Genomic DNA, 15,394 nt, shown 5'->3' on the forward strand with positions numbered 1-15,394 from the left:
GGACGACGAGGAGACCCCGATGAGCCAGCCCGGCCCGACCGCGCCGTCCCTCGATGGGCGCACCGTGCTCGTGACCGGGGGCGCCTCCGGGATCGGTGCCGGTGCTGTCGTGGTGCTCGCCGCCCGGGGGGCGCACGTCGTCGTCGCCGACCGTGACCTCGACGGCGCCACCGCCGTCGCCGAGGCGGCCACCGCCGCCGGCGGCTCGGCCGAGGCGGTCGAGGTCGACGTCACCGACCGGGCCGCGGCGCAGGCGCTCTTCGACGGCCTGCGCGGGCGCGGAGTCCCCGTCGACGGCCTGGTGAACAGCGCCGGCGTGGCCAGCCGGGTCGCCTTCGCCGACATGCCCGACGACGAGTGGGACCGGGTCATCGCGGTCAACCTGACCGGCACGACGACCATGACCCAGCTGCTGGCGAGGGAGCTGCTCGCCCGCGGTGCGACCGGCTCGATCGTCAACCTGGCCTCAGTGATGGCCCACTTCGCCACCCTCAACGTGGCCTCCTACGCCGCGTCCAAGGGCGGGGTCGCCATGCTCACCCGGGTCGCTGCCCTCGAGCTGGCCCCGCAGGGCATCCGGGTCAACGCGGTCAGCCCCGGCTACATCGAGACCGGGATGACCCGCCGCACCTTCTCGGTGCCCCGCTTCCGCGACGCCGTCCTGGCCCGCACCCCGATGGGCCGCTTCGGCACCCCCGACGACGTCGGCCGGGTCATCGCCTTCCTGCTGTCCGACGACGCGGCCTACCTCACCGGCCAGGTCCTGCCCGTCGACGGCGGGATGACCGCCGGCGACGCCTCGATCGCCTCCCCCTCGGCCGCCGAGGTCGCGGCGGCCGGTCTCTGACTGCTTCGGGAAACCGAAGTGCACTACGTGTAACTCGAAGAACTCCTTGACCTCCCGGTGGCCCGACCCAGAGACTCGGACCACCTCCACCAGCACGCCCCCACCCCCCACCGACCCGGCACCGTCGCCGGGCCAGCACCCCAGGAGCAGTCCATGAGCAGGTCCACGAAGGTCGCCGTCGGCATCGCGGTCTCCGCCACCGTCCTCGCGGGGTGCGGCGGTGGGTCCGACGACGGCTCCGCAGGGGGCGGCTCGTCCGACGAGCCCATCACCATCGGGGCCACCGTCTCCCTGACCGGCGCCTACGCCTCCTCGGGCACCAACGTCTCCAACGGCTACCAGCTGGCCGTGGACCAGATCAACGCCGACGGTGGGGTGCTCGGCCGTCAGCTCGAGCTCGACCTGCAGGACGACCAGAGCGACGCCGCCGTCGTCGGTCGGCTCTACACCGAGTTCCTCGGCACCGACGAGGTCGACGCCCTGCTCAGCCCCTACGGCAGCGCCCTCGGCGGCCCGGCCGCGCAGCTCGCCGAGCGGTACCAGACCCCCATGGCGCACAGCCAGACGTCCTCCCCGGCGGTGTTCGAGGGCACCGAGTGGAACGTGATGGCCGGTCTCACCCCGGGCTACACCGTCCTGGCCGACGTCCCGGCCTTCGCCGCGGAGAACGGCTACACCCGGATCACGCTGGTCAACAACGACCTGGACGCCTTCTCCGCGATCTGCGACGGCGTCGAGGACGGCATCGAGGACGCCGGCGGCACGCTGGTCGACCGCATCGAGTACGCCGCCTCCACCAGCGACTTCTCCTCCACCGCGCTGCGCATCGCCGAGGGCGACCCCGAGGTCGTCGTCGAGTGCTCCGCGATCCAGGACTCCATCGGCCTCACCCGGGCCATGGACCAGGGCGGCTTCCGCCCCGCGATCATCGCCTCGCCCACCGCCTCGGACCCGGCCTTCGCCGACTCCCTCGGTGAGCTGTCGGCCCGTGCCATCGGCTACAGCGAGTTCTCCGAGAGCCTGGGCTTCGAGGGCAGCGAGGAGTTCGTGCAGGGCTACGACGAGGCCTACGACACCCCGGTGAACAGTCAGGCCGCCGGCGCGTACGCCACGGTCCAGGTGCTCGCCGCCGCCATCGAGGAGGCCGGCAGCACCGACAAGGAGGCCGTCAACACCGCGCTCCACGACGGCTCGTTCGACACGGTCATCGGCACCTACTCCGTCGACGAGACCGGCGTCCAGACCGGCTACTCCCCGATCCTCTTCCAGTACCAGGACGGCGCCCAGGCGGTGGTCTTCCCCTCCGACGAGGCGGGTGCCGTCGCCGCACAGCTGCCCTACTGACCCGCACCGCGTGAGCTGAGGAGGACCGGGTCGTGACGTACGTACAGGTGGTGCTCAACGGCATCCTGCTGGGTGGCTTCTACCTGCTCATGGCGCAGGGGCTGAACCTGGTCTTCGGTGTCATGGGCATCGTGAACCTGGCCCACGGGGCGTTCATCGTCCTCGGCGGGCTCGGGGTCTGGAGCCTGTACGGCGCCGGGGTCAACCCGTTCCTCGGACTGGTGGTCGTGATGGTGGCCGCTGCCGCCCTCGGCGCGTTCGTGCAGTGGGCGGTCATCGAGCGGATCAAGGGGACGGCGAAGCAGCACGAGCTGCTGACCCTGATGGCCACGTTCGGCCTGTCCTACATCCTGATCAACCTCGGCCAGCAGTACTGGGGCTCGGACTACCGCACCATCGACTTCCTCCAGTCGGCGGTCGTGGTGGGTCCCCTCCGGTTCTCCCTGGCGCTGATCGTCGGCGTCGTGCTCGCCGCGGTCATCACCCTGGGCATCGCGTTCTGGCTCACCCGCACCCGGTCGGGCACCAGCCTCCGGGCGCAGGCGCAGAGCCCGCTCGGGGCCGGGGCCTGCGGGATCAACCCCCGCAGGCTCCGGCTCGTCGGCTTCAGCGTGGGTGCGGCCGTCGCCGCGGCCGCCGGGATGCTCCTGGTGATGACCCAGCCGATCGCCCCCCAGGCGGCCACCAACTTCACCATCGTGGCGTTCGTGGTCATCGCCCTGGGCGGGCTCGGCAACTACAAGGGGGCCGCCGTCGGCGCGCTCCTGGTCGGCGTCGTCCAGACGGTGTCCGGCTACGAGCTCGGCGCCGTGGTCCAGGCGGCGGCGCCCTACCTGATGCTCATCCTGGTGATGCTGTTCAAGCCTGCCGGGCTGCTCTCGAGGAAGGCCTCGGCATGACCGACCCGACCCCCACCACCGACCGCCCCGCCGGCGGCTCCCTGGTCGCCGGGCTGATGAGCCGGTCCCGTGGGCCCCGGCACACCGGCGGACGGCTGCCCTCCACCCGCAGCGACGTCCTCCAGATCGGGCTGCTCGCCGTCCTCGTCGCGGCGTTCCTGTCCTGGGGGCTGCTGGGCTCGCTGTCACAGAACCAGCTGGCGATCGACGTCGCGATGTTCGTGGCGCTGGCGTACGCCTTCAACATCATCAGCGGGTTCACCGGCTACATCAGCTTCGGCCAGGTGGTCTTCTTCGGCTTCGGGGCCTTCGCCACCGCGCTGTTGATCATCCACGCGGACGTGCCCTGGTTCCTGGCCGCGGTGCTCGGCGGCATCGGCGGCGCCGTCATCGCCGTGCCCATCGGCTGGGTCATGCTCCGGCTGCAGGGCATCTACTTCGCCCTCGGCATGTTCGGGCTGGCCTACATCGTCTCGCTGCTGCTGTCCCAGTGGGAGCTGACCGGTGGCTCCACCGGTCTGGTCGTGCCCGGCGTCATCGCCCAGAAGCCGGTCCTGCTGGGCATCACCGGCGTCGCCGTCCTGGCCTTCGCGGTGAACGCCTTCATGGCCCGCTGGCCGTTCGGCCTGCGCGCGATGGCGGTGCGGGACGACGAGCAGGTCGCCGAGGCGATGGGCGTGGCCACCACCCGGGTCAAGGTCGTCACCTTCACGCTCAGCGCCCTGATGCCCGCCCTCGTCGGCGGCATGGTCGCCTACAACCGGGCCTTCATCGACACCTCCACGGTGTTCAACCCGGCGCTGGACCTGCAGGTCATCGTGCTGGTCCTCGCCGGGGGCATCGGCACGCTGTGGGGTCCGCTGATCGGTGCGGTCGTGCTGACCATCGTCAGCGACCAGCTCGCCAGCGCGTTCCCCGACTACCAGCTCGCCCTGTTCGGCCTGCTCATCGTGCTGGTCACCGTCTTCCTGCCCGGCGGCATCGTCTCGCTGGCCAACAAGGTCGGCTGGCTGCGCCGGGAGATCGTCCGCGGGACCACCGACCTGCCGACCGAGGCGGAGCTGGAGAAGCGGCTCACCGCCGCGCACGCCCACCGCAGCCCGGCCGACACCGACGCCGAGCTGCTGGTCTGCCGCGACGTGGGGGTCACCTTCGGCGGCGTGCAGGCGCTGCGCGAGGTCGACTTCACCGTCCGCCGCGGCCAGACGGTGTTCATCATCGGGGCCAACGGCGCCGGCAAGACCACCCTGTTCAACGCGATCGCCGGCGTCGTCACCCCGTCGAAGGGCTCGATCGTCTTCGACGGCCAGCCCGTCGTCGGCGGCGCCCCGGCGCACCGGCTCGCCCGCCGCGGCCTGGCCCGCACCTTCCAGATCCCGCGGCCCTTCGCGTCGATGACCGTCTGGGAGAACGTCTACCTGGCAGCCCTGGGCGGCCGGCACCGCGGCCAGGCCCAGGAGCAGGCGGCCTGGGTGGTGCAGGTGCTGGGGCTGGAGGAGATCCGCTTCCACGCCTCGGACACCCTGGCCGTCGGGCACCGCCGGATGGTCGAGCTCGGCCGCGCCCTGGCGCTGGGCCCGTCGTTGATCCTGCTCGACGAGGTCATGGCCGGGATGAGCGACGAGGAGCTCGAGGTCGTCCGGGACGCCATCCGCCGGATGCCCGCGTTCGGGGTCGACGCCGTCGCCGGCATCGAGCACGTCATCAAGGCCATCGTCGACCTGGCCGACGAGATCGTCGTCATGGACAGAGGAGCCACCATTCTCACCGGCGCACCCACCGAGGTCCTGCGGCATCCCGAGGTGATCCGGGCCTACCTGGGCTCCGGCGTGGGCCTGGGTGTCGGCTCGGCCGACGTCCCCGAGGACGTGACCCCGTGAAGCTCTTCGGCGGCGGGGCCACCCGCGAGCGGGACACCTCCGGCACCGGCCCGGCCCTCGAGGTCGCCGGCCTCACCGCCGGTTACGGCGCCCTGCGGGTGCTCCACGAGGTCTCGCTGAGCGTGGCCCGCAACGAGGTCGTCGGCGTCCTGGGCGCCAACGGGGCCGGCAAGACCACCCTGCTGCGCGCGATCGCCGGCGTCGTCCGGCCCCAGGGCGGCACCGTCACCCTGCTCGGCCGCGACGTCACCGGACTGCCCGACCACGCGATGACCCGCGCCGGCGTCGGCCACGTGCCCAGCGGCCGCGAGCTGTTCGCCGACATGAGCGTGGAGGACAACCTGGCCATGGGCGGCCAGGCGCTGCCGGCTGCCCGGGTCGCCGAGCTGCGCAGCCGGGTGCTCGAGCTCTTCCCGGCACTGTCGGCGATGCTCGACCGCCGGGCCGGCTCGATGTCCGGCGGCGAGCAGCAGATGCTGGCCTTCGGCCGGGCCCTGATGACCGACCCGTCGCTGCTGCTGCTCGACGAGCCCTCCACCGGCCTGGCCCCGGCCATCGTGGCCTCGCTGTTCGACGCCCTCCGCGAGCTGATCGCTGCCGGCGGCATGAGCGTGGTCCTGGTCGAGCAGAACGCCGGCCTGGCCCTGGAGGTCGTGGAGCGCGCCTTCGTGCTCCGCCAGGGCCGGATCGTCCTCGAGGGCACCGCCGAGGAGATGCGCGGCGGCAACCTGGTCGACGCCTACCTCGGCGCCTGACCCACCCCCAGCACGACGAGGAGCGCCCTTCCTGTCAGGACTCCTGACAGGAAGGGCGCTTCTCGTCGTGGATCGGGTCGGTGGGGCGGTCAGGCCGGCTGGAGGTCCGTGCTGGGCTCGGGGCTGCGGCGGAAGCCGCGGTAGCCCTCGCGGGCCACCTCGTCGCACTCCCGGCGGTAGCGGCGCAGGCCACCGGCGTAGGGCATGAACACCCGCGGCTTGCCCTCGATCTCCGCGCCCAGGTAGTACGACGCGGCCTCCATGTAGAGGGTCGGGGCGGCCGCGGCGTTGACGCGGTCGACCCAGGCGCGCTCGGCCTCCTCGGTGGCCTCGATGACCGGGGTGCCCGCGGCCTCGGAGTCCACCAGCAGGGCCGAGACCCAGTCGACGTGCTGCTCGATGGAGACCATCACGTTGCCCAGCAGGGACGGCGACCCGGGCCCGGCGATGACGAACATGTTCGGGAAGCCGGCGGTCATCAGGCCCAGGTAGGTCAGCGGTCCGCCGGCCCAGTGCTCCTGCAGCGTGACGCCGTCACGGCCGGTGATGGTCGGCTTGAGCAGCGAGCCGGTCATCGCGTCGAAGCCCGTGGCGAAGACGATGACGTCGAGGTCGTAGGCGGCGTCCGCGGTCTCCAGCGTGGTGGCCGTCGCCCGGGTCAGCGGCGCCGCGGCGATGTCGACCAGGGTGACGTTCTCCCGGTTGAACGTCTCGTAGTAGCCGGTGTCCACGCACGGCCGCTTGGCGCCGTAGGGGTAGGTGTGCGGCGACAGCTTCTCGGCCAGCGCCGGGTCGGTGACCCGCTCGGCGATCTTCCCGCGGATGAAGTCCGACGCCGTCCGGTTGGCCTCGTGGCTGATGAGCAGGTCGTTGTAGGCCAGCAGGAACCCGAAGCCGGCGGAGTGCCACTGCTCCTCGTAGTGCTGCTCGCGGGCGGCGTCGTCGTCGTCCAGGGCGCCGCGGCGGGTGACCGGCACCGACAGCCCGGTGGGGCTGTTGCGCAGCATCTCCCGGCGCTCGGGCAGCGAGAGCTTCAGCGCCGCCCGCTCGGCGTCGGAGAGCACCTGGTGGTGGGCCGGCACGCTGAAGGCGGGGGTGCGCTGGAAGACCACCAGCTCCGCCACCTCGGGGGCGATGCGCGGGATGACCTGGATGCCGGAGGACCCGGTGCCGATCACGCCGACCCGCTTGCCGGCCAGGTCCACGGGCTCGCGCGGCCAGTCGGCGGTGTGCAGCACCTGGCCGGTGAAGTCCTCCATGCCCTCGACCTGGGGGCGCTTGACCGCCGAGAGGCAGCCGGTGGCCATCACCAGGTAGCGGCCGCGGGCGGTGGTGCCGTCCTCGCAGGTCACGTCCCAGTGGGCGGTGTCGTCGTCCCAGGTTGCGGTGGCGACGCGGGCCCCGGTGGTGACGTCGCGACGCAGGTCGAACCGTTCGGCCACGTGGTGCACGTAGCGGAGGATCTCCGGCTGCGTGGCGTAGCGCTCGGACCAGTTCCACTCCTCGTCCAGCTCGGGGGAGAAGGTGTAGCTGTAGTCGGTGGAGTCCACGTCGCAGCGGGCGCCGGGGTAGCGGTTCCAGTACCAGACGCCGCCGACGTCGTCGCCGGCCTCCAGGACCCGCACGCTCATCCCGCGTTCGTCGCGCAGCTCGCGGAGCATGGCGAGGCCGGCGAACCCGGCGCCGACCACCACGACGTCGACGTCGTGGTGGGTCTGGGTGCTGCTCATGGGGTGCTCCCGTCGTCTGCTCCGTTGGTGCACCGCCGACGGTAAGGTGGCGCACGAGCAGTGTCAACGTAGGTGTTGACGCAATCGGAGACAGGTGGTCGCTGTGGACTGGTCCGGGACGCCGAACGCTGAGGTGCGCGCCCTGCTGGAGGCCTTCGCGGCCCAGGGCGTGCAGCCCTTCGACCGGATGAGCGTGCTGCAGGCCCGGGTCTCGGTGTCGGCCTCGACCCGGATCGGCGGCCCGCGCACCGAGGTGGCCGACGTCCGCGACCTGCTGGTGGATGCCCGGCTGCCGGTGCGGGTCTACCACCCCTCGCCGGGGTCCCCGCTGCCGCTGGTCGTCTACTTCCACGGCGGTGGCTTCGTGGCCGGCGGCGTCGCGGTGGCCGACCGCGCCTGTCGTGGACTGGCCGTCGCCGCGGGGGTGGTCGTGGTGTCGGTGGAGTACCGGCTCTCCCCGGAGACGCCGTTCCCCGGGCCGCAGGAGGACTGCGTGGCCGCCGTCCGCTGGGCCGTCGCGCATGCCGCCGAGCTGGGCGCCGACGCCGACCGGCTGGTGCTGGCCGGCGACAGCGCCGGCGCGACCCTGGCCGCGAGCACCAGCCGGACGCTGCGGGACGGCGGCGGGCCGGTCGTCGTCCACCAGCTGCTCGTCTACCCGACGCTGGCGCCACCCCGCGGGCGCACGACGCCCTCGCTGGTCGACAACGCCGCGGACTTCTCGATGACGACGGCGTCGCTGGACTGGTTCTGGGACCACCACCTCGCCGGCGCCCCGGCGACCCCGGAGGCCGCCCCGCTGCTGGCCACCGACCTGGCCGGGCTGCCGCCGACGACGCTGGTGGTGGCGGAGTTCGACCCGCTGCGCGACGAGGGCGTGGACTACGCGAACGCCCTGGAGGCCGCCGGGGTGCCGGTCACGCTGCACGCCGTCCCGGGCACGATCCACGGCTTCTGGTGGATGGCCGGCGCCCTGCCCGAGGCCGCCGAGCTCACCGCCTGGCTCGGGACGCACCTGCGCGCCGTCCTCGCCTGACCGGAGCGTTGATCAGGGTCCTGCGCAGAAGTCCGTCCTCCCCCGTGAACGATCGTGGGGGAGGACGGACTTCGATCAGGGACCCTGATCAACGCTCACGGCGCGGTGGGGGCGGTCAGAGGAGCTCGAGCACGGTGGCGTTGGCCTGGCCGCCGCCCTCGCACATCGACTGCAGGCCGTAGCGGATCCCGTTGTCCCGCATGTGGAACAGCATCGTGGTCATGATGCGGGCGCCGGAGCCGCCCAGGGGGTGGCCCAGGGCGATGGCGCCGCCGAGGGGGTTGAGCAGCTTCTCGTCGCCGCCGATCTCGGCCTGCCAGGCCAGCGGGACGGGGGCGAAGGCCTCGTTGATCTCGAAGACGCCGATCTCGTCCAGCCGCAGGCCGGAGCGCTCGAGCACCTTCTTGGTCGCCGGGATGGGGGCGGTGAGCATCTTGACCGGGTCGTCGCCGGCCAGCGCGACGCTGTGCACCCGGGCGATGGGCTTCAGGCCCAGCTCGGCGGCCTTCTCGGCGGTCATCATGAGCAGCGCGGCCGAGCCGTCGGAGATCTGGCTGGCGTTGCCCGCGGAGACGACGCCGTCCTCCTTGAAGGGGGTCTTGAGCCCGGCGAGGCCCTCGACGGTGCCGCCGCGGCGGATGCCCTCGTCCTGGGTCACCCGGCCCTCGGGGGCGTCGACCGGGGCGATCTGGGCGTCGAAGCGGCCCTCGTCCTGGGCGGTGGCGGCGCGCTCGTGAGAGCGGATGGCGAACTCGTCGAGCTGGGTGCGCGACAGGCCCCACTTCTCGGCGATCAGCTCGGCGCCGACGCCCTGGTTGGGGGACACGCCGTCGTAGCGGTCGCGGTAAACCTGGCCCAGCGGGTCCTGGCCCTGGGTGGAGGAGCCCATGGGCACGCGGGACATCGACTCCACACCACCGGCGACGACGACGTCGTAGTGCCCGGCGACCAGCCCGGCGGCGGCGAAGTGCACGGCCTGCTGGGAGGAGCCGCACTGGCGGTCCACGGTGGTGCCGGGGACGCTCTCGGGCCAGCCGGCGGAGAGCACCGCGTTGCGGGCGATGTCGTAGGTCTGCTCACCGACCTGGGAGACACAGCCCCAGATCACGTCGTCGACCAGCACCGGGTCGACCCCGGCGCGGGAGACGAGGGACTTCAGCACGTGGGCCGACAGCTCGGTGGGGTGGACGCCGGACAGGCCCCCGTTGCGCTTGCCGACGGGCGTGCGGACGGCCTCGACGATGACTGCGTCGCGCATGTCGCGACTCCTCTCGGTCACAGGGGCCCGGCAGCTCTGCCGGGACCATCGTCAACACATGAGTTGACTCAGCGGCCATCGTCGCCTGCGCGGTGCTCGGACGCAAGGGCCGACGTCGACGGTCAGCCCTGACCGTAACCGCCGCCGCGGCCGGACGTCACGCGATGCAGGTCAGCCGCTGCCCGCCGTTGTAGGTGACCATGTCGGCCAGTGCGGCGGGGACGTCGATCCGGCAGCCCCGCGCGCCCCCGGCGAGCTCGGCGTGCGCCCGGTGCAGGTTGCCCACGATCCGTTCGGCGTCGCTCCACCCGGCGTACTCGCCCAGGTCGACGCTGCGGGCGGCCTCCAGGGGCGCGACCCCGGCGGCGAAGGAGTCGCGGGCGACGCCGTCGAGCCAGTGCAGGTAGCCCAGGATCTGCGTCACCAGCTCGGGGCCGGCCACCGGCCCGTGGCCGGGGACGATCGTCTCGGCCCCCAGCGGGGTGACGACCTGCTCCAGCACCTCGATCGCACCGGCCAGCGAGCCCATCACCAGGAACGGGGTGCCACCGGCGAAGAGCAGGTCGCCGGCGAACAGCGTCTTCTGCTCGGGCAGCCACACGACCGAGTCGTTGGTGGTGTGCGCCGGGGTGCCGACGTGGGTGACCTCGACCCGGCGGTCGTCGACCCACAGGGTGACGCCGTCGGTGTAGGTGAGGAACGGCGGCTCCAGGACGACCTCGCCGATCTCGAACGGGGTCCAGAACGGCTGGTCGACGGGGATCCCGGCGGCGAGCACGCCCTCCCGGGTGCCCTCGTGGCCGACCACGGTGGCTCCGCCGAACAGCCAGTTGCCGTGCGTGTGGTCGCCGTGGTGGTGGGTGTTGACCAAGGTGCGCACCGGCTGGTCGGTGACCGTGGCGATGGTGTCCCGGAAGGCCCGGGTGCGCTTCTCGGTGGAACAGGTGTCCACGATCGCGGCACCGCGGCGACCGACCAGCAGGCCGGTGTTGTTCACCCACCAGGTGCCGTCGGGCTGCACGTAGGCGAAGACGCCGTCGGCGACCTCCTGCAGCACGGGCGGGGGGAGCACGGGGTCGGTCGTCGTGGAGCTCACGGGTTCCCTCTCTGCAGGGCGGCGGTCAGGTCGGCACGGGCGGTGGCCAGGGACGGGCCGTACCAGGTGAGCAGCCGGCCGCTGACCAGCGCGGTCGCACGGCCGGGGAAGGCCTCGGGCCCGTCGTCGGCGGTGAAGACGTAGGGCTCGTCGGGCAGCAGGAACAGCTCGGCGTCCACGTCGTCGGGCTCGGCCTTGGGGTACCGCTCCCCGGTCACGGCGTTGACCAGGCCGAGGCGGGCCAGCAGGTCGCCGGTGAAGGTGCGGGCGCCCACCCACATCCACGGGTCCCGCCAGATCGGGACGGCGACGCGTGGCCCGGGGGCCGCCGGGGCGGCCCAGGCGGTGCGGGCGGTGGCCAGCCAGTCCGGGGTGCCGACGTCGAGCACCTCGGTGAACAACCGGTCCATCGAGGTCAGCGCGCCGTCCAGGGTCTCGATCGCGGTGACCCAGACGGCGGTGCCGGCCGAGCGCAGCCGTTCGACGTCCAGCTGGCGGTTCTCCTCCTGGTTGCACACCACGAGGTCCGGCTCGAGGGCGGCGATCGCTGCCCGGTCGGGGTTCTTGGTGCCGCGCACCCGGGTGACGTCGAGGTCGGCGGGGTGGGTGCACCAGTCGGTGGCCCCGACGAGCCGGTCGGGCACGGTCACCGCGAACGCCTCGGTCAGCGAGGGCACCAGGGAGACGATGCGGCGCGGCGGGTGGGGGAGGACCACGGGGGTGCCGAGGTCGTCGTCCAGGGTCCTCACGCGAAGTCCCCGGCGTCGGCCCGCAGCTCCCGGACGACGTCCACCAGCGTGCGCACCGAGTCCGCCGACAGGCCGGGGCGACGGAAGACCCCGGCGTTGAGCTCGTCGGTGGCCTTGGCCGCCACCGACCGGCCCTGCTCGGTGATCTCCACCAGCACGGCCCGGCCGTCGTCCGGGTGTGGCCGCCGCTGCACGAACCCGGCTGCCTCCAGCCGGGTCGCGGCGTTGGTGACCGAGGCCGGGTGCACCTGCAGGAGCGCCCCGGCCCGGGCCATCGGCAGCGACCCGGACCGGGTGAAGCTCAGCAGCTGGAGCAGCTCGTACCGGGCGAAGGAGAGCCCCAGCGGCCGGAGCACCTCCTCCACCCGGGCCAGCACGATCGCCTGGGCCCGCATGATCGAGGTGACCGCGGTCATCCCGTCGGCGGCGTCCTCCCACCCGTGCTCCCGCCACTGGCGCGCGGCCTCCGCCACCGGGTCGAAGGGCAGCGCCATCAGACGTTGCGGCGGTACTGCCCGCCCACCTCGAAGAACGCCTCGCTGATCTGCCCGAGCGAGCAGGTCTGCACGGCCTCCATGAGAGCGTCGAAGACGTTGCCGCCGTGCATGGCCGCGTCCTGCAGCTTGGCCAGGGCCTCGGGGGCCTCGGCGGCGTGCCGGGCGTGGAAGTCGGCGAGGCGGTCCAGCTGGGACTGCTTCTCCGACTCGGTGGCCCGGGCCAGCTCGACGGTCTGCGGCTCCTGCTGCCCGGCGTTCGGGTCCAGCCAGGTGTTGACCCCGATGATCGGCAGCGAGCCGTCGTGCTTGCGGTGCTCGTAGAGCATCGACTCGTCCTGGATGCGACCGCGCTGGTAGCCGGTCTCCATGGCGCCCAGCACCCCGCCGCGCTCGGCGATCCGATCGAACTCGGCCAGCACGGCCTCCTCGACCAGCTCGGTCAGCTCGTCGACGACGAACGAGCCCTGCAGCGGGTTCTCGTTCATCGCCAGGCCCCACTCCCGGTCGATGATCATCTGGATGGCCAGCGCGCGGCGCACCGAGTGCGCCGACGGGGTGGTCACGGCCTCGTCGTAGGCGTTGGTGTGCAGGGAGTTGGCGTTGTCGTAGATCGCGCACAGCGCCTGCAGCGACGTCCGGATGTCGTTGAAGTCCATCTCCTGGGCGTGCAGGGAGCGGCCCGACGTCTGCACGTGGTACTTCAGCTGCTGGGCCCGGGGGTTGGCGCCGTAGCGCTCCTTCATGGCCACCGCCCAGATCCGGCGGGCCACCCGGCCGATGACGGTGTACTCGGCGTCCATCCCGTTGGAGAAGAAGAAGCTCAGGTTGGGCGCGAAGTCGTCGATGCTCATGCCGCGGGCCAGGTAGGCCTCGACGTAGGTGAACCCGTTGGCCAGCGTGAAGGCCAGCTGGCTGATGGGGTTCGCCCCGGCCTCGGCGATGTGGTAGCCGGAGATCGAGACCGAGTAGAAGTTGCGCACCTTCTCCTGGATGAACCACTCCTGGATGTCGGCCATGCAGCGCAGCGCGAACTCGGTGGAGAAGATGCAGGTGTTCTGGCCCTGGTCCTCCTTGAGGATGTCGGCCTGCACCGTGCCGCGGACGTTGGCCAGCACCCACGCGCGGGTCTCGGCGACCTCGTCCTCGGTGGGCTCGCGGCCCTCGTCGGACCGGAAGCGGTCCAGCCGCTGGTCGATCGCGGTGTTCATGAACATGGCCAGGATCGCCGGCGCGGGGCCGTTGATGGTCATCGACACCGAGGTGCTCGGCGCACAGAGGTCGAAGCCGTCGTAGAGCACCTTCATGTCGTCGACGGTGGCGATGGAGACACCCGAGGTGCCGACCTTGCCGTAGACGTCGGGGCGCAGCTCGGGGTCGCGGCCGTAGAGGGTCACCGAGTCGAAGGCGGTCGACAGCCGGGTGGCCTCGTTGCCCGCCGACAGCATCTGGAAGCGCTTGTTGGTGCGGAACGCGTCGCCCTCGCCGGCGAACATCCGGGCCGGGGCCTCACCCTGCCGCTTGAACGGGAAGACGCCGGCGGTGTACGGGAAGTGGCCGGGGACGTTCTCCCGACGCAGCCAGCCGACCAGCTGGGCGTCGTCGTCGGTGCGCGGCAGGGCCACCCGGCGCACCTTGTTGCCGCTGAGGGTCTCCCGGGTCAGCGGGGTGTGGATCTCCTTGCCGCGCACGGTGTAGACCAGCTCGTCGCCGGAGTACTCCTCGACCCGGGCCGGCCACTCGTCGAGCAGGTGCTTGACCGCGGGCAGCAGCTCGCCCTCGACCGCGGCGGCCTTGGCGGCGGCGGCCTGTGCGGCCTCGCCGTCCAGCAGCTGTGCGGCGGTGGTGAGGTGCTGACGCTGGCGCACCAGCGCGGCCTGCTCGGCCGTCGTCCGGTGGTAGGCGCGCACGGTGTCGGCGACGTCGGCCAGGTACCGGGCCTTCGACGAGGGGACGACGCTGGTCAGCCCGGACGACGCCCGGACGTCGACGTGCGGCAGCACGCCCGAGCCCAGCGCCAGGCCCTTCGCGGCCAGCAGCGTCTTGAGCTCCTGGAACAGCGCGGTGACGCCGTCGTCGTTGAACCGGGCGGCGCTGGTGCCGAAGACCGGCATGGTGTCCCAGCTCTGCCCGAACGCCTCGCGGTTGCGGACCATCTGCCGGGCCACGTCGCGGCGGGCGTCCTCGGCGCCGCGGCGCTCGAACTTGTTCACCGCGACGACGTCGGCGAAGTCGAGCATGTCGATCTTCTCCAGCTGCGAGGCGGCGCCGAACTCCGGCGTCATCACGTACAGCGAGACGTCGCTGTACGGGAGGATCGCGGCGTCGCCCTGGCCGATGCCCGGGGTCTCCACGATCACCAGGTCGTAGCCGGCGGCCTTGACCGCGGAGATGACGTGGTCGAGGTGCTCGGGCACCTGCGCACCGGCGGTGCGGGTGGCCAGCGAGCGGAAGAACGTGGAGTTGCGGTCGCCGGTCTCCAGCGCGTTCATCCGGATCCGGTCGCCCAGCAGCGCACCGCCGCCGCGGCGACGGGACGGGTCGACGGCCAGGACGGCGATGCGGAGCTTGTCCTCCTGGTCCAGCCGGAGGCGGCGGAGCAGCTCGTCGGTCAGCGAGGACTTGCCCGAGCCGCCGGTGCCGGTGATGCCCAGGACGGGGACGTGCCGCTGCGCGGCCTCCTTCGTCACCCGCTCGGCGAGCTCGGGGGAGCGGCCGGCCTCCAGCACGGTGATCGCCCGGGCCAGGGCGGCCGGGTCGCCGGTGAGCAGCGCCTCGACGTCCGGCCCGGCACCGGCCAGGTCGACGTCGCAGGCCTCGATGAGGGTGTTGATCATCCCGGGCAGGCCGAGCTTCTGGCCGTCCTCGGGGGCGAAGATCTTCACGCCGCGCTCGCGGAGGGTGGCGATCTCCTCGGGGACGATCACGCCGCCGCCCCCGCCGAACACCTGTACGTGCCCGGCGCCGTGCCGCTCCAGCTCCTCGACCAGGTAGCTGAAGTACTCGACGTGCCCGCCCTGGTAGGAGCTCAGCGCGATGCCCTGGGCGTCCTCCTCCATCGCCGCGCGGACGACGGTGGCCACGCTGCGGTCGTGCCCGAGGTGCACGACCTCGGCGCCCTGGCTCTGCAGCAGCCGGCGCATCACGTTGATCGCGGCGTCGTGGCCGTCGAACAGGCTCGCGGCGGTGACGAACCGGACCGGGTTCGCGGGGACGTGGAGGTCGGCCATGGGGGCTCCAGACGGCGACGGTGCCGGGGTGCGGCGCGGAGGTGCTTGGACGTCCACGTAACCTACGCCGGAAGTA

General features: G+C 72.5%; 12 protein-coding genes. 6 read left to right on the forward strand and 6 right to left on the reverse strand.

The window, feature by feature from the left end; genetic code table 11:
• The first annotated feature begins 19 nt into the window (after positions 1–19).
• The 5 genes from ASG36_RS11640 (at position 20) to ASG36_RS11660 (ending at position 5,725) form a co-directional block, all read left to right on the forward strand.
• The gene (locus ASG36_RS11640; RefSeq protein WP_055763905.1) at positions 20–847 is read left to right on the forward strand and encodes an SDR family NAD(P)-dependent oxidoreductase; all 828 of its coding nucleotides are present in this window, start codon (positions 20–22) and stop codon (positions 845–847) included.
• A 153-nt stretch (positions 848–1,000) separates the two neighbouring features.
• A complete protein-coding gene (locus ASG36_RS11645; protein WP_055763907.1) occupies positions 1,001–2,191 on the forward strand; it encodes an amino acid ABC transporter substrate-binding protein in 1,191 nt (396 codons plus the stop codon).
• 32 nt (positions 2,192–2,223) lie between these two features.
• Complete coding sequence (locus tag ASG36_RS11650) at positions 2,224–3,090, forward strand: branched-chain amino acid ABC transporter permease (protein ID WP_157498771.1); 867 nt, start codon at positions 2,224–2,226, stop codon at positions 3,088–3,090.
• Positions 3,087–4,970, forward strand: a complete 1,884-nt coding sequence (locus ASG36_RS11655; protein WP_055763911.1) for an ATP-binding cassette domain-containing protein — start codon at positions 3,087–3,089, stop codon at positions 4,968–4,970. Before ASG36_RS11650 ends, ASG36_RS11655 begins: the two co-directional genes overlap by 4 nt.
• Positions 4,967–5,725 carry an ABC transporter ATP-binding protein gene (locus ASG36_RS11660; protein ID WP_055763913.1) on the forward strand — a complete coding sequence of 253 codons (759 nt, stop codon included), beginning with the start codon at positions 4,967–4,969 and terminating at the stop codon, positions 5,723–5,725. The genes ASG36_RS11655 and ASG36_RS11660 overlap by 4 nt, the downstream gene beginning before the upstream one ends.
• 89 nt (positions 5,726–5,814) lie before the next feature.
• Here ASG36_RS11660 and ASG36_RS11665 read toward each other — a convergent pair whose 3' ends face one another.
• Positions 5,815–7,455, reverse strand: coding sequence for an NAD(P)/FAD-dependent oxidoreductase (locus tag ASG36_RS11665; RefSeq protein ID WP_055763914.1), 1,641 nt, complete (start codon positions 7,453–7,455; stop codon positions 5,815–5,817).
• 103 nt (positions 7,456–7,558) lie between these two features.
• Here ASG36_RS11665 and ASG36_RS11670 point away from each other — a divergent pair, with 103 nt between their 5' ends.
• Complete coding sequence (locus ASG36_RS11670) at positions 7,559–8,491, forward strand: alpha/beta hydrolase (protein WP_082523029.1); 933 nt, start codon at positions 7,559–7,561, stop codon at positions 8,489–8,491.
• 115 nt (positions 8,492–8,606) lie between these two features.
• On the opposite strand, the gene ASG36_RS11675 is transcribed toward ASG36_RS11670, so the two are convergent.
• The 5 genes from ASG36_RS11675 to icmF all read right to left on the reverse strand — a co-directional run bounded on the left by ASG36_RS11675 (position 8,607) and on the right by icmF (position 15,318).
• Entirely contained in the window at positions 8,607–9,749 is a 1,143-nt protein-coding gene (locus ASG36_RS11675) for a thiolase family protein (protein ID WP_055763916.1), read from the reverse strand.
• A 157-nt stretch (positions 9,750–9,906) separates the two neighbouring features.
• Positions 9,907–10,845, reverse strand: coding sequence for an MBL fold metallo-hydrolase (locus ASG36_RS11680; RefSeq protein WP_055763918.1), 939 nt, complete (start codon positions 10,843–10,845; stop codon positions 9,907–9,909).
• Positions 10,842–11,594, reverse strand: a complete 753-nt coding sequence (locus ASG36_RS11685; protein ID WP_235494894.1) for a helical backbone metal receptor — start codon at positions 11,592–11,594, stop codon at positions 10,842–10,844. The genes ASG36_RS11680 and ASG36_RS11685 overlap by 4 nt, the downstream gene beginning before the upstream one ends.
• Positions 11,591–12,088, reverse strand: a complete 498-nt coding sequence (locus ASG36_RS11690) for a MarR family winged helix-turn-helix transcriptional regulator (protein WP_055763920.1) — start codon at positions 12,086–12,088, stop codon at positions 11,591–11,593. Before ASG36_RS11690 ends, ASG36_RS11685 begins: the two co-directional genes overlap by 4 nt.
• Positions 12,088–15,318, reverse strand: coding sequence for a fused isobutyryl-CoA mutase/GTPase IcmF (icmF, locus tag ASG36_RS11695; protein ID WP_055763922.1), 3,231 nt, complete (start codon positions 15,316–15,318; stop codon positions 12,088–12,090). Before icmF ends, ASG36_RS11690 begins: the two co-directional genes overlap by 1 nt.
• Positions 15,319–15,394: the final 76 nt, after the last annotated feature.

The sequence above is a fragment of the Geodermatophilus sp. Leaf369 genome, from assembly GCF_001424455.1.
Taxonomy (GTDB): domain Bacteria; phylum Actinomycetota; class Actinomycetes; order Mycobacteriales; family Geodermatophilaceae; genus Klenkia.